The sequence below is a fragment of the Enterobacter cloacae complex sp. IR5422 genome (assembly GCF_049238165.1).
GTDB classification, from domain to species: domain Bacteria; phylum Pseudomonadota; class Gammaproteobacteria; order Enterobacterales; family Enterobacteriaceae; genus Enterobacter; species Enterobacter roggenkampii.
Genome location: NZ_JBMKHT010000017.1, coordinates 39,576 through 58,716 on the forward strand (window position 1 = coordinate 39,576; position 19,141 = coordinate 58,716).

11 protein-coding genes are annotated in these 19,141 nt (G+C 52.1%); 6 read left to right on the plus strand and 5 right to left on the minus strand.

Translation table 11 applies throughout. From position 1 onward, the window contains the following. Nucleotides 1–50: 50 nt before the first annotated feature. Nucleotides 51–971, minus strand: a complete 921-nt coding sequence (gene speB / locus ACOTXT_RS10660; RefSeq protein WP_008499737.1) for an agmatinase — start codon at nt 969–971, stop codon at nt 51–53. Between the two features lie 448 nt (nt 972–1,419). Here speB and ACOTXT_RS10665 point away from each other — a divergent pair, with 448 nt between their 5' ends. The 6 genes from ACOTXT_RS10665 to ACOTXT_RS10690 all read left to right on the plus strand — a co-directional run bounded on the left by ACOTXT_RS10665 (nt 1,420) and on the right by ACOTXT_RS10690 (nt 16,434). Further along, complete coding sequence (locus ACOTXT_RS10665; protein ID WP_008499738.1) at nt 1,420–1,980, plus strand: fimbrial protein; 561 nt, start codon at nt 1,420–1,422, stop codon at nt 1,978–1,980. A gap of 93 nt (nt 1,981–2,073) precedes the next feature. Continuing rightward, on the plus strand, nt 2,074–2,778 hold the full coding sequence (locus ACOTXT_RS10670) for a fimbrial biogenesis chaperone (RefSeq protein ID WP_225828762.1): 705 nt from the start codon (nt 2,074–2,076) through the stop codon (nt 2,776–2,778). A 32-nt stretch (nt 2,779–2,810) separates the two neighbouring features. Then, complete coding sequence (locus ACOTXT_RS10675; RefSeq protein WP_063930144.1) at nt 2,811–5,393, plus strand: fimbria/pilus outer membrane usher protein; 2,583 nt, start codon at nt 2,811–2,813, stop codon at nt 5,391–5,393. 6 nt (nt 5,394–5,399) lie between these two features. Next, the gene (locus tag ACOTXT_RS10680) at nt 5,400–6,410 is read left to right on the plus strand and encodes a fimbrial protein (RefSeq protein ID WP_063930145.1); all 1,011 of its coding nucleotides are present in this window, start codon (nt 5,400–5,402) and stop codon (nt 6,408–6,410) included. A 17-nt stretch (nt 6,411–6,427) separates the two neighbouring features. Further along, on the plus strand, nt 6,428–8,161 hold the full coding sequence (locus tag ACOTXT_RS10685; RefSeq protein WP_023294519.1) for a ShlB/FhaC/HecB family hemolysin secretion/activation protein: 1,734 nt from the start codon (nt 6,428–6,430) through the stop codon (nt 8,159–8,161). A 14-nt stretch (nt 8,162–8,175) separates the two neighbouring features. Beyond that, nucleotides 8,176–16,434, plus strand: a complete 8,259-nt coding sequence (locus ACOTXT_RS10690; protein ID WP_333164674.1) for a hemagglutinin repeat-containing protein — start codon at nt 8,176–8,178, stop codon at nt 16,432–16,434. A gap of 53 nt (nt 16,435–16,487) precedes the next feature. Here ACOTXT_RS10690 and speA read toward each other — a convergent pair whose 3' ends face one another. From speA to ACOTXT_RS10710, 4 genes are all read right to left on the minus strand, one after another. Next, nucleotides 16,488–18,464 (minus strand): biosynthetic arginine decarboxylase, encoded by a 1,977-nt coding sequence (gene speA / locus ACOTXT_RS10695; protein ID WP_008499744.1) that lies wholly within the window; start codon nt 18,462–18,464, stop codon nt 16,488–16,490. 8 nt (nt 18,465–18,472) lie between these two features. Beyond that, nucleotides 18,473–18,604, minus strand: a complete 132-nt coding sequence (yqgB, locus tag ACOTXT_RS10700) for an acid stress response protein YqgB (RefSeq protein ID WP_127312443.1) — start codon at nt 18,602–18,604, stop codon at nt 18,473–18,475. Nucleotides 18,605–18,698: 94 nt separating this feature from the next. Beyond that, nucleotides 18,699–18,842, minus strand: coding sequence for a hypothetical protein (locus tag ACOTXT_RS10705; RefSeq protein WP_418250466.1), 144 nt, complete (start codon nt 18,840–18,842; stop codon nt 18,699–18,701). Nucleotides 18,843–18,958: 116 nt separating this feature from the next. Next, nucleotides 18,959–19,129: a hypothetical protein gene (locus ACOTXT_RS10710; protein ID WP_044597671.1), complete on the minus strand. Its 171-nt coding sequence runs from the start codon at nt 19,127–19,129 to the stop codon at nt 18,959–18,961. Between the last annotated feature and the right edge of the window lie 12 nt (nt 19,130–19,141).

The following is a 19,141-nucleotide window of genomic DNA, read 5'->3' on the forward strand; positions in this document are numbered from 1 at the left end:
GGCAATAAAAAACCTCTCCAGGGAGAGGTTTTTTTTACGCCAGAAGAGGCTTATTCGCCTTTTTTGGCTGCCTGGATGTAGAGCATTTCCAGTGCCAGGGTCGCTGCGGCCAGCGCAGTGATCTCGGACTGGTCATACGCAGGCGCCACTTCCACCACGTCCATCCCGACAATGTTAAGATCCTTCAGGCCGCGCACCAGCTTGATGGCACGGTCTGAGGTCAGGCCGCCGATCACCGGCGTACCGGTACCCGGTGCAAATGCCGGATCCAGGCAGTCGATGTCGAAGGTCAGATACACAGGCATATCACCCACGATCTGCTTCACCTGCGCGAGGATGTCATCAACACCGCGATCGTTAACCTGACCCGCATCCAGCACGGTGAAGCCGTTGTCTTTGTCGAATTCAGTGCGAATACCGATCTGCACGGAGTGGTTCGGGTCGATCAGACCTTCGTTCGGCGCGGTGAAGAACATGGTGCCGTGGTCAAACTCACAGCCGTTGGCGTAGGTGTCGGTGTGGGCATCGAAGTGCACCAGCGCCATTTTACCAAAGTGCTTCGCGTGGGCGCGCAGCAGCGGCAGGGTCACGAAGTGGTCGCCGCCGAAGGAGAGCATGCGCTTACCGGCAGCCAGCAGCTTCTCGGCGTGGGCCTGCAGCTTTTCGCTCATCTCACGCGCGTCGCCAAAGGCGTACACCAGGTCACCGCAGTCCACCACGTTCAGACGCTCGCGCATGTCGAAGTTCCACGGGAAGCGGTTGTGCTCCCAGGCCAGGTTAGTGGAAACCTGACGGATCGCCGCCGGGCCATGACGCCCACCCGCACGGCCTGACGTTGCCATGTCGAACGGCACGCCGGTGATCACCCAGTCCGCGTCACTGTCGTACGGCTGGAAGTTCATCGGAAGGCGTAAAAAACCAAACGCGTTAGATACCAGAGAGTTATCGTACTGATGACCTAAAGTGCTCATGTCCTGTCCTCGTATCATAGATAGACGATCGTTGCTAAAGGTGAAAAAAAATCCCTTCCGCGTCGTTAAGCCCGACGAGGAAGGGATCGTTTCATATCGTAATGCTGTATGGCGCTAAGAATAGCGCCTGAATCCATTAAATTCAAGCGACTCATAAATACAACATATATAGACAACCCATCCTATTCATCAAATAAAATCATAGCCATAAAAATATTATAATCTTTACAATCCATATATTTTCCAAGTGAATATTCAATTCATCCCACCATCTATTTCGCCCTTGTAATTCAAAGGAAAAAACGCCTCATACCATATTCATACATACATAAACAGCATGAGACAGTCTCAATTCGGAATTTATTTAGTTTCATCCTGTGGTTTTCTCTTTTTTTACTCCCTACAATCCCGCCGCTTTATTAAAATTTATGTCTAAATGGAATTATCTATGAACAAATATTTAAAAATTGGTCTTTTTACCATTCTGGCGGGAGCGGGTTCTGCAGCAGCGGCAGAAGATGGCACAATTACCTTTGACGGAACGATCAGTGACGCCACCTGTATTATTACAGGCGGTGACGCACAGGGTGAATCCACCTCTCCTGATTTCACCGTGCATCTGCCAAGCGTCAGCACCACCGCGCTGGCCACTGCGGGTCAGCGCGCGGGAGACACGCCATTCTTCATTAAACTGAGCGGCTCAAATTGCACCAACAACAAAGTCGCCAGCGTCTTCTTCGAACTGGCACAGAGCACCAATATCAACACCGCGACCGGTAACCTGAAAAACACCGTTACCACGGGTGGTGCCGATAAAGTTGAAATCGGTCTGTTAGATTCCAGCAAAGCTGTTTTGGATCTGAATACCGCAAACAATAACCCGAAAACAGCGGTCATTTCGGGTAATACCGCTCGCTTCGACTACTGGGCGCAGTACGTTGCCACCGGCGGTGCGGCAACGGCCGGTAAAGTCACCACTGACGTCATTTATTCCATTAAGTACCAGTAAGACCTTTGAGCAGTGGGAGTGATCCCACTGCTTTCCCTGCCACATTTAGGAACGTTGAGCCTGATGGTCAGTAATATTCTCAAAGTAATGTTAATGGTGACATTGACGTGGTTCCCCTGCGCCAACGCCACTATACAAATTTTAACAACTCGTGTGGCATTCAATGCAAACGAGAGTGAACAAACCGTTCGCGTAAATAACCTCAGTAAAAACCCGGAGCTGGTGCAGGTCTGGCTTTCCAGCACCGACAAAACCGATGGGACGGAGAAGGAGAATCTTCCGTTCTTTATCAACCCTCCCGCTGCGCGCGTTAACGGTCAGAAAGGGAAAGTTTTCCGTATATTCCAGACAGAGGAAGCCGCAGGAAAATACCCGAAAGATCGCGAAACCCTGCTCTGGCTAAACGTGCTGGATATTCCACCTGAACTGCCGGAAGAGGCGGATCGGAATCAGATAAAAATGGCGTTCCGCACGATGATCAAATTTTTCTATCGCCCTGCGGGCCTGAAAGGCAATCCCATGCAGGCGGGCGACGATCTGAAGTGGGAACTGCGTAAAGTGGCAAAGGGCTACGACGTGGTGGGAACCAATAACTCGCCTTTCCACGTGAGCATGACGAGCGTGTGGCTAACGAATGCCGACAATAAAGACATTGAGATCCCCGGTGACATGATTGTCCCTTATGGAACGCTGGTTTATCACTTTCCGCAGGTGAGCGCAGTGAGTGGACGCGGCATATTTAAATACAATTATATCACTGATTTAGGCGCATATATTAAGCGCACCTATAACTTTTAACTTTTTATACGTTCTACCTTTCGGAAGGTCAAATGTCCGCACGCCATAATAAATACAGGCTTCTCAAAAAAGCGAAAAGTACCCTTGGCCAGATAATGATTCTGGCATTGTGCATTTCAGGCCAGGTTAACGCAGAAACAGAAAAAAAAGCGGTAAACTTTTCTCGCGGCTTTATGAATTTCTATGACAGTGGATTAGACCTTAGCCAGTTCGACGGGGTAGATAAAATCCAGCCAGGTGATTACAAACTGGAAGTATTTAGCAACTTGCGGAAATTAGGAACCTGGCCCATTTCATTTATTCCGGCAAACAATACGCAGGGCGTAAATGCCTGCATGACGCCGGAAATGATTATCCGCTTTGATGTCGATACCAGCAAACTGCCGGAAAACTGGAAGACGGGCCGCTGCCTGATCCTCGAAACGCTTATCCCCGGCGCGACCGTCACCTACAACCAGGATGATGAGCGCCTGGATGTCACCGTTCCGCAGGCGATGCTGCTCAATACACCAGAGGGTTATATCAGCCCTGAACTATGGGATGACGGTGAACCTACCCTCATGGCCTCCTACGCGCTGAGTGGTTCAAGCACGCGCAACCGTGAGTTAGGTGAAACCAGCAACTATCTCTTTGGTAACCTGCAAACCGCTATGACGCTCGGTGCGTGGCGTTTTGTAACCTATGACACCCTGAACCTCGGCAATGATATTGAGGATGAAGGGGTCGATCATCTGCAGGCATTTGCCAGCCGGGGAATTGCGGCCTGGCAATCTGAAGTGGTGCTGGGCGATCTCAACACCAGCGGGGAGATGTTTGATACAACGGCCATTCGCGGCGTCAGACTCGCCACCGACGATCGCATGCTGCCGGATTCCGTGCGCAGCTATGCGCCTGTCGTTCGTGGTTTTGCCAACAGCAACGCGACGGTCACCATCAAGCAGTCTGGCAGTACCCTCTATGAAAAAGTGGTTCCCCCTGGCGAGTTTGCCATCAGCGATCTCTATGCAACGGGCTACAACGGCGATCTGGAAGTCACCGTCAAAGAGACCGATGGCACCATCAATAACTTTACCGTCCCCTACTCCAGCGTTCCGCAGCTGCTGCGCGAAGGCTATTTTCGCTATTCGGTCTCCTCGGGTGAAATCCGCAACACATTTCTTGCCGATGATCCGTGGATGACGGAAGGCACGCTTCAGTACGGTTTGCTTAATAATCTGACCGGTTACGTAGGCGCTCAAACCGCGTTTGATGGCGATTACAACGCCCTGCTGGGTGGTGTGGCTATCAATACCCCGCTGGGGGCATTAGGCCTGGACGTTACCCGCTCTTATACGAACTTTAACTCCAGCACCGGGAGCGATGACTGCGGCTCACTGTGTGACATGTCCCTGCGTATCAGCCTTGCTAAAAATCTTTCCGAAACCGGGACAAATTTCAGCCTGGTGGGTTACCGCTACTCCAGTAAAAATTACTACTCGCTGTCGGATGCCGTCAGCGTGAAGCAGGCGCTGGAGCATGGTAACGACCGATATTTACCCGAACGCTATCGTGAACGCCTGGAAGCAAACATCAACCAGATGCTGCCTGCGGGTTGGGGAAGTTTCTACGTCAGTGGTTTCATCGGCAACATCTGGAACGATGAACTGGGCCGCACGGAAAAATCCAACTACGCGCTGGGATACAACAACCGGTTTGGCTCGTCGACCTGGGGCATTTCGCTTGGCCGAACCAACAATGAAGACGGTGGTCACGACGATACGATCTACCTGAGCGTATCTATGCCGCTCGGCCATCGTTATGAAAAACAGGCTCGCCTGGGAGCAAACTTTAGCTACAACAGTGATGAGGCCACCATCCGCACCTCACTCAGCGGCTCGGCCGGCGAGCGATCGCAGTATGGCTTTAGCGGCTACTTCAGCGAGTCCAGCAGGCCAGAAACCAACTTCGGTACCAACCTGTCTTATGTGGGCGATAGCGCTTCCGGCGGCGTCGCGTTCAGCCAGTCCCTCCATAGCTTCATGGGCGGTTTGAACATGAACGGTGGCGTGGTTGTGCACCGTGGCGGTATCAATTTGACCCCAACGTTAGGCGACACCATTGGCGTGATAGAGGCCAAAGGCGCTGAAGGGGCAAGAGTTTACCCTGATTCAAATGCGGTCATTAAAGATAACGGCTACGGGATTGTCGGCTATCTGACGCCTTACAGATACAACGATGTCTTCATTGATCCAAAAGGTACATCAATGAGTGTCGATGTAGAGGATACGCGTAAGAGCATTGTGCCAACCGCCGGTGCCGCCGTGCATATCAAAATGGAAACACAGCAGAAGCAACAGACCTTTGTGCGCTTCACACATGCCTCCGGGCAAAAGATCCCCTTCGGCGCATCCATTACCGATGGTAGCAATACCACGCTCGGTATGGTCGGACAGGGTGGCCTGGCAATGCTGACCTTACCTGAACCTGGCAAGCCGATCGTTATTAAATGGAATAGTAATAAGGTGATGAACGCGTGCTCAGCAGATGTCAATCACCTTTCTGATAACAGAAACACCCGCAACATGAATAAAGCCGCCTCCTTTAATGCGATAGATATTCTCTGCAAAGGCCTTTAACAGAAAATGAATAAATACATTACTACTCTGCTTTATCTCGTTTTATTATCCGTTTTATGGATGTTTACCCTTGAAGCAAAAGCCTCAGCGTGCAGACTCGAAGGCGTGGAAAAGGTTTTAAATATTACAGACGACATTACGTTAAACCCTGCGGATAAAGGCTCCACTGGAACGGTCTTATGGTCGAAAACGTATACTGCACCTAACATCAAATATATCTGTGATGAAACAACGCAAACGCAGTGGCACACCGCTTACAGCCGAAATTATCTCTCTTCCTCGGTAGATAAAGTCTATACAACCGAAATTCCGGGTATCGGTATTCGGATGAAATGGCCAGCCAACGCAGGGAACACCTGGGTGCCGGGTAACTCCGGCTCTCCGGTGACCTGCAGCCCGAGCTGTTCTATCGACAACAGCACCGTATTGGTAGAATTCGTGCAGATAGGTAATATTAATCAGGGAGAATCCGAGATCCCTGCCGGCGAAATGGTTAACGTAAAAGTCAAACCTTTGCTCACGCCAGAGGATGCGCTTCGTATTCTTACTATCAATTTCTCAGCGCCAATTAAAGTAAATACGCGTTCATGTTCCATTTATCCCTCGTCGACCAACGTCGATTTGGGGACCTACAGTATTGCCTCATTCCAGAATACGCTAAATTATCAAGGTGATAAAAAGGACTTTTCTATTACCATCACATGCCCGGAACAGGCACAAGTTGGCTTAACTTTCTCTTCCCTGATCAATACCAAATTCGCATCAATGAACGGTCTTTTGGGCGTCGAGACCGGCGAAGGCTACGCGAAAAATTTCGCGATTATGGTTTACGAAAAATCCAGCCCTTATGTCTCATCGGCCCTTGTTCTTGGAAAAGAATACCCTTTCCAGGTTTCATCCCGCTTAACTAAAAACTATCAGGCCCAGATATTCGTTCCTGCCGAGGTTAATCGCGAAAACTCATTAAGTGCTGGCAGGGTGGTCGGCGCAATTCAATACACCATGGCTTTAAGATAATTATCAAGGAGAGATTCGTGCTTCAGCGTTTTTCAAAATATGCACTTTTATTAGTGCCGTTCATTCCTGTGGCTCACGCTACGGCGGCACTCCCTGGTCAGCAAAATAAACAGGAACTGGATCGTCTCGAAAGACAAACCAGCCAGGCATTAATAGAAGAAGCCAAGCGGACCGAGCAGTTAATCCAGCAACAAAAAAAAATGCGCGAAGCCGGAGATGAAACCCTGGCCAGCAGCGACTCGAACTGGAAATTTCAGGTCAATCATATTGTCATCCTTGATGATACGCAGTTTGACAACTCACCGCAGCGTCAGGCGATTATCGATCGCTATGAGGGCAAAATGCTCGGTCGAACAGAAATATTTGAACTGGCCAAAGAACTGACCGATTTTTATATTTCTCGTGGTTATGCCACGACGCTGATTGGTGTTGAGCCCGGTAATATCAAAACGGGCACACTCTCTCTGCGGGTGATGTGGGGAAAAATACACGATCTTAAGGTTAACGGGCAAGCGCCGTCCTTCCGTGAACGCACGCGCATGTTCACTGCCTATCCTTTTGCGAAAGACAAGATTCTGAACATGCAGGATGTCGATCAAATGGTCGAAAACCTGCTGCGCGTTTACCCTAACGACAATATTGAAATTCAACCGTCTGTTATAAATAGCTATTCCGATCTTAATCTGCTGCACGTGCCTGCATTCCCTCTTTCGGTCACCGCGGGTCTTAACAACTCTGGCTTTAAGGCTGACGGCTGGCAGCAGTATTATGGCAGCGTAACCGCTAAAAACATTGCCGGCATCAATGATATTTTCAACGTTTATTATTCATGGAATAACCTGAAGAATAACCAGGATAATCAGGATTCGTGGTCAACGAGTTACAGCATCCCACTGGGTTATTGGTCGTTTGACGCGCTTTATTACAAATCCAGCTACGACAAAACGCTTGCCGGCAATAACGCCAGCTACGCTTCTGACGGAGATTCTGACCGTGCTTCTCTGCGTGTCAGCCGCATGCTCGGCCGTAACGCCACGGGTAAAACCAGCTGGTGGGCAAAAGTTGAAAGACGTAATAGCAACAACAGCATTGAAAACCAGCGTATAGACGTCAGCTCTAAAACCTATACCTCGATTTCGTCGGGCGCTACCTGGGTCGGCGCTCTGATGAACGGCTGGTTCTATGGCGATGTGGGCGTGACGGCAGCGGTTCCCTGGTTTGGTTCCGCCTGGAAAAACGATGCCGACCTTAAAGGGTTTGACCTTGATTACGTCAAGTACAACGGCATTGCCAGCTGGACGCGTCCGCTTTTTCAGTCTGGCCGTTTAGGTGGCGTGTATGAACTCAACGCAGGGTTCCAGTACACCCCGAACGTACTGGTTAGCGATGCAAAATTAACGCTGGGCGATGAATTCACCGTACGCGGCTTCAAGGACGATAGCCTGCTGGTTGATAGCGGCGGCTGGATCGCCAATACCCTGCAGTTTCCATTCGATGTTGGCGTCGGCGGTATCTATCAGCTTATTCCCTATGTAGGTTATGACCTGGGCTTTGCCAAAGATAATTGCCCTAAAGGCGTCAACGTATGTGATAGCCAATTCATGATGGGTGGCTCTGTCGGGATTAAAGCTACCGGTAGCCATTTTTCAACGTATGTCCTCGCGGGCTGGCCTATAAAAAAACCAGATTCACTGGAAGAGAATACCGTCGATAACACGGTCGTTTATTACAAGATGGAAGTAACGTTCTAATTTAAGGAATTTTTATGAGCAATAATAAAACCTCAAAAACGAAGCTAACCGCAGGGAATTTGCATAAACACCTTTGCCCACTTTTTATTTCAATAGCGGGTATTCTCGCAGCTAATGCCGAAGCCGCAACGGTGCCGGATGCCAGCCAGAGTAAAGGGCCAACAATGGGTCAGGCGGCTAACGGCACGCCAGTCGTAAATATCACCGATCCGAATGCGAAAGGCGTCTCGCATAATAAATTCGACCAGTTTAACGTTGATAAAAATGGCCTTATTTTTAACAACAGCATGCAGGATGGTGTGTCTAAGATCGGGGGTTACACGGTTAAAAACGCCCAGCTTGAGCATGAAGCAAAAGCAATTATCAGTGAAGTGACGGGAGCCCAGGCGTCCTATATTAACGGGACGATGGAAGTCTTCGGCAGAAAAGCGGACGTGATCGTTGCTAACCAAAACGGTATTAGCGTTAACGGCGCCACCACCATTAATGCCAACAGCCTGACGCTGAGTACCGGTAAGGTGCAGATGAAAGAGGACGGCAACTATAAACTAGCTGTTGAAAAAGGCACCGTGTCTCTCACAGGGCAAGGCATTTCTACCGAAGGGCTAAGCTACTTCGACATTGTCAGCCGAAGTGCAAAACTGGAAGGTGAAATTGCCGGCCAGGCGGACGTTAAGGTAGTTGCCGGGCAGAACGATTACGATCTCTCCAGCCGCCAGCACACGACTCGCGCCACGGGTGACGGCCATACGCCGGATGTCGCGATTGACGGTCGGGCGATGGGGTCAATGTACGGTGGTAAAATTCAACTTATCAGCACCGAATCCGGCGCAGGCGTCCGTCATGAGGGCAGTATTATTGCCACGGGTGACATTGAGATCAGTGCGAACGGCGACGTGACGCTGACAGGTTTACGCAGCGATAAAAATGTCACTGTCAGCGGCAACAATATTGCCCTGAACAAAAACAGCAGCGGCACCGGAAGTACAGAAGCGCAAAATAATATTATCCTGCATGCGCTCTCTGGCATGACGGTGAATAACGACGTTATCTCCCGTAACGGCACGATCCGAATTGATGCCTCAACCCTGCTGCAAAATACGGCTGCTATCATTGCGCAAAACAGTGCCACAACAGCGGTACCCGCCATTCAGATTAATGTTGCCGGGCAGTACACCCTTTCCGGAAAACTAAAAGCGCTGGATGCTAACGGCGCTGTCATTTCCGGTGGCGTCGTGACGTTAAAAAATGGCGATTTTGTCGTCATCCAGAATGGCCAGCAGGTGCCCTTCAGCACCCTCGTCTCCGATGCGGAGATCGTCAGCAACAGTGGTAATGTCAACGTTACCGCGGGCAGCATGACTAACAATGAAGGCGTTATTCTCGCGAAGAAAGGGACGCTGCAGTTCAACCTGACCGGTGCGTTTGAAAACAAGGGTTCCGTCAGCGCCACAGGGGATATCTGGATTGCATCAGGTTCGATGAAGAACAATGGCATCCTGTATGCCAGCAACGCCCAGACGCTGTCTGTCGGCCATCTCGACAACGCAGGCCGCCTCTACGCGGATAAAAACCTGGTTATGACCGCCAGCGCCCTGAACAACAGTGGTCATATTGGCGCTAATAGCGGTGAGATGCGCATTAAGGTCAACGGTGAGGTTTCAAACAGCGGCACCCTGAGCGGTAACGATGCGCTGATCTTCATTGATGCCGACGGCAACATCGTCAACGACGGCACCATTGCCAGCAACAAGCATGACGTGACGCTGGCATCCGGCGGCGACACGCTCTGCAATACCGGACGTATTGCAGGACGTAATGTCTCCACCCAGACCCGTAAAGCCAGTGCAACCGTCAGTAACAGCGGCACCATCAGTGCCAGCGAGAAACTGGCCATCGCAACCGCGAATCTGAAAAACCAGGCCGGCACGCTGAGTGCGACCACTGACATGCAGCTTGATGTCAAAAAAGAGCTACAGAATAGTCAAAAAGGCAGCATTATTGCCGGGAAGAACCTCACCATAAAGGGTGACGGCGCGCTGGCAGTACACAATGACGATGGGCTGATCCAGGGCGATAATATCAATGCCAGCGGAATTTCCACCCTCTCTAACACCCATGACGCGCTGATCGCGGCAAGAGAAAACCTCTCCGTTACAGCGACATCGTTGCTTAACGACGCCTCAACCATTCAGGCCGGTAGCCTGACGCTCGATCGCGTCAGCACCGTCGATAACCTTAACGCCGCCACGCTGTATGCCAGCAAGACGCTGCAACTTACCCATCTCAACACGCTGAATAACACCGGCAGTTTTGTGATTTCTGACGGCACGCTGTCACTGTCCGATGTGAACACCCTCAATAACACTGAAGGTGCAACGCTATTCGGTGCTGGAAATACCACGCTGAGAAACGTAGGTACCCTTAATAACAGCGGCGCATCGATGATTAAATCGGATAATGCGCTCTCGATCGCGACGACCACGACGCTTAATAACAGCAGCGATGCAGTGATTGCCTCTGAGGGCAATCTGAATATCAGCGGCGTGAAGACGTTAAACAACCGCTCGGTGATTATCGGCAATGGCAATATCGCGATCGATGCCGTTGAGGAGCTGAAAAACGACGGTGTGGTCCAGGCAGGTCTGGATCTGATTATTCGCAACGTCAAAAACCTGGCCAACACAGGTGAAGGGCATGTTTTAGCTGCACTGCGTAACCTGACGATTGAAGACGTTGAGTCGCTCATCAACAGCGACGGCGCGGTCATATCCGCCAATATGCAGACGGTGCTGAACGCCATCGGCGTTCTGACCAACCGCACGGCCGGTGTCATTCAGGCTGTAAACGGCCCGCTGGAGATTGTCGCCAACACGTTGAGCAACATTGGCAGCCTCACCGCAGAGGACGGGCAGCAGTCGGTGTCCACTCTCGTGGCGGGCGGCGACATTACGATCAATGCGCAAAACATGCTTAACACCGAACAGGCGGTGATTGTGTCGACGCAGAGCGATCTGTCAGTTAATGTCGCTAATAATCTGATCAACGCCAATGCAGCGGTACTATCGGGTGTCAACAATACGAACCTTAACGTAGCGGGCGGGACGATTAGCAACGAAAAAAATGCCCTGATCGCCGGGAATAACATCACGATTAATGCCTCGCAGCTGAATAATCATGATTCCGGCACGACCTCTGCCAGAAACGACCTCAACATCCATACCGGTTCATTCAATAACATCAATGGCATCCTCGAAGCGGGTCATGATTTATTGCTCAAGGTAAAAGACTCCATCGCGCTGAATGACAATAACCGCAGTATTCGTGCAGGTCATGATATGACGCTAAGCACGGAAGGTACGCTGTACAACAACACCATGATGGAAGCCATCGGCAACCTGACGCTCCAGGCAGACGGTAAGGTGATCAACAGCAAGTCTGTGGTCACGGGGGGTGATTTACACATCAACGCTAATGAGGTAATGAACAACAGCAACAGCCTGCTCTGGTCGTTAGGGAAGATGGATATTAATGCCCACGACGGTGCCTTTGTTAATGACTATAACGGTAACGTGCTGAGCATGGGTGACATGTCGCTCATCGCGAAAACGATTATCAACTCCGCCGGGATCATTCGCTCCGAACAGAACATCAATATTGATGCGGCCTCTCTGGAAAACCAGAGCACCTATACGGGTGGCTCCATTTCGCAAACCCAAACGCAGGATGCCGTGGGTCAATGGGCCGGTATTGATAATGTGATGACGCAGGTCAGGATTACCACGGTTCTGCACATCCCGGTTCTGGCGTCAGATATCGCTATGAGTAAGCTCGGCGAAATCAGCGCCGGGAAAGATATTAATATTAACCAGCGCGGCATTTTCGACGAAAAAGAGGTTAAAAATAACGGCGGCCTGATCCAGGCGGGACGTGATATCACCATCACGGGTAATCTGCTGAACTCGCCAACCTATACCTCCGAATCCATGTATGACTATCTGAATCTCATCCTTGAGCAACCGATAGTACTGACCGACTACTGGAAGGTGGCAGCAGAGCACTACACGACGCTGACCTTCAACTCGCTCTATCAATACCTTGATTTCATCTTTGGTGACGGCGCACCTGCAACCAAAAGCGGTACCCAGGATCCAAACAGAGAGCGTAGCTATAAATCGCTTCTCGACGCCGCGAATGACTCAACCCAGCTCAACTACGTCATGAGCAAAGTGTTTGGTGAAACGTGGAATTCGCAAGATTACGCGACCCTGAACACGGCATGGCATAACCTGGTAAGCAATGACACCAGCATTACCCCTCTGAAGACGAATATGATCTACTTCGTGCCTTCAGAAAAAGGTGAAATCACGGCGGGTCGTAACTTTACGCACAATGGCGGCACGCTGGATAACGGCCTGGCTAACGCTGGCACAATCAAAGAAAACGCCAAAATTGAGAATATCGACGTGGGTGACTACACCATCGACACCGCCGTCGCGGGCTATGATGTTGCCATCAATACCAAAAAGCTGAATGAACTGGCCATGGGGATCAGCCCACTGCCGACCATCAAGGATTTGGTCTCTCTGCCGGGCATGTTTGAAGTCACTGACGAATTCAAAAAAGCCTCTGAGGCGGCGAAAAACGGTACCGAATACAGCGGCCCGGCCAACCACATCATTCCGATTTTCGAAACGCGCCCGGAAATGATCGATCAGAGCAAGTACAGCGGCTCTGACTACTATTTCGACAAGGTGGATTACACTACCACCGAAACCGTTAACGTCATTGGCGATAACTACTTTATCTCCGAACTGATTCGTCGAGAGATCAGCCGCTCCGTAGGCAGCATGTTTGCGATACGAGACGGTCTTGAAGGCGATGCGCTGGTACAAAACCTGATGGATAACGCCGGTATTGCGGCGAAAAACAGCGATCTAAATCTGGTGGTGGGGCAGCCTCTGAGCGAAGAGCAGCGCAATGGGCTAACCCAGGATATCGTCTGGTTCGTGAGCCAGAACATCAAAGGGACGGAAGTGCTGGTGCCGGTGGTCTACCTTTGCCCTGAAACCCTTAGCCAGCTGGCTAACGGTGATATCAGTAAAGGCACAGCGTCCATTGCAGCCGGAAATAGCCTTTCAGTTGATGCCACCGCCATTAACAACGTGAACGGTACCCTCTCCTCTAAGGGTGACGTCACGCTGAAATCCAAAGGGGATATTAACAACATCAGCAATGCGACAGATGCTGGCATCTCGGCGGGCGGTAACGTCTCAATGACGTCGGAAAATGGCAGCATTGCCTCAAACGGCGCGGCAGTGAACGCCGGTGGCGACATTGACATGAAGGCTGAAAAGGGCGACATCACCCTGACCGCATCTGTCGGACACGGCGAAGACGGCAAGCAGAAGATTCATGCGCACGATGATGGCGTCACCGCAGGCGGCAGTATCAACATGCAGGCGAAAACCATCACTTCCAACGCGGCTGATATTACGGCAGGCCAGGACGTGAATATGAAGGCGAGCGAAGGTGACGTCACCTTCAACGACCTGCATCAGATTGATTCTAACCGTACCATCAATACCGAGATCAACGGTCTGTCCAGCTATACCACCACCGACACCAAAACGGTGACCGGCGAAGCTATCGGCGCAACCGTCAAGGCTGGCGGCAATGTGCAGATTGATGCCAGCAAGAATGTGGTCATCGAAGGCGGCAGCATTGACGCGAAAAGCGGCTCCATCAACGCGGCAGAAAACGTTGAGATAAAGACGTCTGAAAACGTGTCCGCTGAGGAACACACCACACAGTCTCGCCAGTTTGTTGCTGAGGCCGGCATCAGCGGCGCCGGTAAATCCGCCTCGGCTTCCTACGGCAAAAACGACGGCACCACAAAAAATACCACCTCTGGCGACTACACCAGCGCAGGCGGTAATTCTGAAACCTCCGCGATTGGTGCCAAACCGGGCCGCGCACCGATCACCGATACTGCCGGTTTCAAGGTGGGTATGGAAGACACAACCGATACCGTGTCGACCCAGAGCAAGCAGAACACCAACGCGTCCATTAATTTTACCGATTCCGGTTCCGTAAATGCAGGAAAAACGGCGGATATTGGCGGCGCTGACCTCTCCGCCGGAGATAAGCTCAGCATTAACGCGAAGGATGTCGCAAGCACCAAATACGAGGATGAAACCAAAACCACCGTCACACATAAAGACCGCTTTGTCGGTGTTTCAGGTGAGGCCCACAGTGCGGTAGTTGATGCGATCGACAAAACCGGGAATCTCATTGATAAATCGCAGCAAGGCCAGTCGATTAACAGCGGAACCACGACGGCGGAAGTGCTGGGCGATGTGTCCAACATCATGCTAAACGATCTTGCTGGCGGCTCCGTCACTTTCGGCGGCAACACGACAAAAACGAAAGAAACGCGCACCGCAACGGCGGAGAATACCACCAATATTAATGCTAAAAACGTCAGCATTAATTCGACCAACGATACCACGCTCAACGGCGTGAACGTGAACTCGCAGAATACGGAGATCAATGCGGGTGGTAATGTGGACATTAACGCAGCGAAATCAACAACCTCTTACACCAATGAAACCGAAAAACACAAAGGCGGTCTTACCGCAGGCGTGGGAGTGGATATAACCGGCGCAAGCGGCGGTATTTCAGTCGATTACAACGGCAGTACGGAACACGGCTCGGGTAACTCTACGTCGTATAAGAACAGTACTATCAACGGCAACACGGTGACAGTGAACGCTGGCGGTGATATGAACATGAAGGGCGCTAACATCGATGCAGAAAAAGCGGATGTTAACGTTGCAGGCGATATGAATATCACCTCCGTGCAGAATACCGAGCACACCGAAAGTAGCCGCGGTAACTGGGGCGCTTCTGTGGGCATCTCCGTCTCGGCAGCGGGCATCATCCCGAACGCGTCCGTCAACGGGGGCGGCGGCTCTGAAAGTTACGATTCGTCTAAAACAGCGAAGCAATCCGGTATCAATACCAGCGGCGAGCTGAATGTGAAAACCGGAGGCGACCTCAATATGACCGGGGCTAATCTGGTATCTCAGGATGGCACCGGATCGGTGAACGTTGCGGGTGATATCAATGCGAAAACGCTGGAAGACCACGTTGAGCAGGATTGTCTGTACGGCGGTGGCGGCATTGGCCTGAGCAATGGCGTAGTGCCTTCCGGTAACATCTACGTCGACACCGTGGATGAAATTCACTACAACGAAACGCAGAAATCCACTATCGCCGTGGGTGACACCACCAGTGCGGCAGTGAATGGCGATCTCAATACCAATAAAGATGAAATGTCGGTTGTCACGCGTGATGAGAAAGAAGCAGGAAATAACATTTCCTACACGCTTGCCGATCCGGGGATTCGTAAGAAGAAGAAAAGCGGCGCTGACGCAGACAGCGATACTCCAGCGAAGCCGGATGACGGCCATACGGACGATGGCGGCTGCCCTCAGAAGTGTACGCCGACTAAGCCAGGCTCAACGCAGCAGCAGACGACAACCACGACGCGTACAACGTCTGATTCTCAGCATATGACGATTGAGAAAACGACGGCGACAACGACCTCCACGTCCGCCTCTTCGGTGGTCCATAAGGAGGCCGTCGCGTCTGAAACCGCACGCAGTGAAGCCGTGCCAAACGTTGCGCCGTCAACGTCCCAGCCGCTGACGCCAAAAGCGAAACCAGAGGCCGCAACGGTTACACCAAAAGCGAAACCAGAAGCCACAACGGTTACGCCAGTGAAGAAATGGGCCGTACCGGAAACTAACTATCCTGTGCTCTCTCCGGGCTCTGCAACGGGTAAAACCGGTAAAGACATGCCGAAAACACCGGACCACAGGAAGTGGAACGGCGACATGACCAACGGCGTTGCGCCATCCAGCAACACCAAAGGTGATGACGTCAAGCTCTCGCCGGGTTCGTCCACCGGTCAGACCGGGATGGATATGCCGAAAACGCCGGAACACAAGCAGTGGAATGGCGACATGACCAACGGCGTTGCGCCATCCAGCAACACCAAAGGGAATGACGTTAAGCTTTCTCCGGGGTCGTCCACCGGTCAGACCGGGATGGACATGCCGAAAACGCCGGAACACAAGAAGTGGAATGGCGACATGAGCAAAGGTGCGATGAACGCGCGTCCACAGTGGAAGGCGTTGCAAATCGATCGACCGATTGATATCTATGCTCCGGTAACCATTACCTTCACCGACGAGCAGTACAGCTAAAACAAAAGGGTCTGACTTTCGTCAGACCCTTTTTTTAACGCCCCTTTCGAACGTTATTCGTCTTCCAGATACGTATATCCGTACAGACCCGCTTCAAACTCTTCCAGGAACTGCTGCTGCAGCGCATCGTCCAGCCCGGTGTTTTTCACCTGGTCGCGGAACTGCGTGAGCAGGGTTTTCGGATCCAGCTGAACGTATTCCAGCATGTCCGCCACGGTATCCCCTTCGTCAGACAGCTCAACTTCCACGCTGCCGTCAGGGAAGACAAACACGTCAACCGCCTCGGTATCGCCGAACAGGTTGTGCATGTTGCCGAGGATCTCCTGATACGCGCCGACCATAAAGAAGCCCAGCATTGGCGGGTTCTCCGGGTCGTATTCCGGCATTGGCATCGTCGTGGCGATACCGTCGCCGTCCACGTAGTGGTCGATGGCGCCGTCAGAGTCGCAGGTGATGTCCAGCAGCACCGCGCGACGTTCCGGGGCGTGATTCAATCCTTCCAGCGGCAGAACCGGGAACAGCTGATCGATACCCCAGGCATCCGGCATCGACTGGAACAGCGAGAAGTTGACGTAAATCTTATCCGCCATACGCTCCTGCAGCTCGTCGATTATCGGACGGTGGGCGCGGTTGCTCGGGTCGAGCTGCTTCTGCACTTCATGGCACATATTCAGATAGAGCTGCTCTGCCCACGCGCGCTCCTGCAGGCTGAAGGTGCCTGAAGAGTAGCCGACGTGAATATCGTGCAGATCCATCTGGCTGTCGTGCAGCCATTCGCGCAGGGAACGACGCGTGCCGGGCTCGTGCATCTCCTGCCAGGTTTCCCACATGCTTTGCAGGGAACGCGGGGCATCGTCTGCCGGCGGCGTCGCTTCGGTGGTTTCGCTGCGCTCAACGCCGATAATGTTAGAGACCAGCACCGTATGGTGCGCGGTCACCGCGCGACCGGATTCGGTAATCACCGTCGGGTGCGGCAGGCCGTTCTCTTCACAGGCGTCGCCGATCGCCCAGATGATGTTGTTCGCGTATTCGTTCAGGCCGTAGTTTACGGAGCAGTCGGACTGCGAGCGAGTCCCTTCATAGTCCACGCCCAGGCCGCCGCCCACGTCGAAGCACTGAATATTCACGCCAAGCTTGTGCAGTTCAACGTAGAAACGCGCCGATTCACGCACGCCGGTGGCGATATCACGAATGTTGGCCATCTGCGAGCCGAGGTGGAAGTGCAGCAGCTGAATGCTGTCCAGACGACCACGCTCGCGCAGAATTTCTACCAGCTGCAGCACCTGGTTTGCCGCCAGGCCGAACTTGGATTTTTCACCGCCGGAGGACTGCCATTTTCCGGAACCCTGTGACGCCAGACGCGCACGTACGCCAAGGCGCGGCACCACGTTCAGACGCTCGGCCTCTTCCAGCACGATGGCGATTTCAGTCATCTTCTCGATAACCAGATAGACCTTGTGGCCCATCTTCTCGCCAATCAGCGCCAGACGAATGTATTCACGGTCTTTATAGCCGTTACAGACGATCACTGAACGGGTCATCCCCGCATGCGCCAGCACGGCCATCAGCTCGGCTTTGGAACCTGCCTCCAGCCCCAGCGGCTCGCCGGAGTGGATCAGGGATTCAATCACGCGGCGGTGCTGGTTAACCTTGATCGGGTAAACCAGGAAGTAGTCGCCTTTATAGCCGTAGGATTCACGCGCGCGTTTGAACGCGGCGTTAATCGAACGCAGGCGATGTTGCAGGATCTGCGGGAAGCAGAACAGTGCAGGCAAACGCTGGCCCTGAGCCTCACGGGCTTTCACCAGTTTGGCGAGATCCACGCGCGCTTCAGGGACGTCGGGATCCGGGCAGACGCTGATGTGGCCCAGTTCGTTGACGTCGTAGTAGTTATTGCCCCACCAGGCAATATTGTAAGTGCGCAGCATCTTGCTGGCTTCCTCGGAGCTCATCGCAACCTCCTGCATAGAACGTAGTACACCCTGTTCGCCCGCTGACGAAGGCGAAAAAGAAGACATGTCGTCAGACATAGCGAACCTCAACTCTTTGTATTAAGTGTAAAACAGTTGACTACTATCGCAGCGTTATACGGCGATAACAACCCATAAACGGCTCCGTTTCCCAGCAGAGTATGCTGAAATCCAGACCGTGCGACCGGTTTCTTATTCATATCATTGTAAAACACGTATCCGAACTCTGTATGACAAGGTTCGGCGAAACCACGAGAAAACTCTTGTATTAACAAGAGCGCCCTTGTTCAGTTTTCACAAAGCGTGACCGGCCCTGGAATCCTGAGAAGCGCCGAGATGGGTATAACATCGGCAGGTTTGCAGACTAGAAATGCGGGTTGCGGGAATCAAATGCGCGCCAGAACGGCTGCGCTGAATTAGCGGAAAACGATGGTTCATTATCTCGTATCACCTCCACGGCCGCCTCTGCTGAAACGGACCCCAAGCCAAAGCTAAAAGTTCACTGCTTTACCCGGCTGGAAGTGGCGACACGATGAGTTCATCGAGCGCTTATTTTATATGAGCCGCGCGCCGCGTTTTATACCGAGAAGGGGGCTAAAAAGCAAAACAAAAATGCGCGTGTTGCCAGCACCGTCAGGAATTTTTGCCAGCACCAATTTCAACTGAGTGAGAGATGAGTCAAAAAAAACTGGAAATCGGGTGAAGAAGTGACCTAAAATAGCCATCCAGATGTTAAT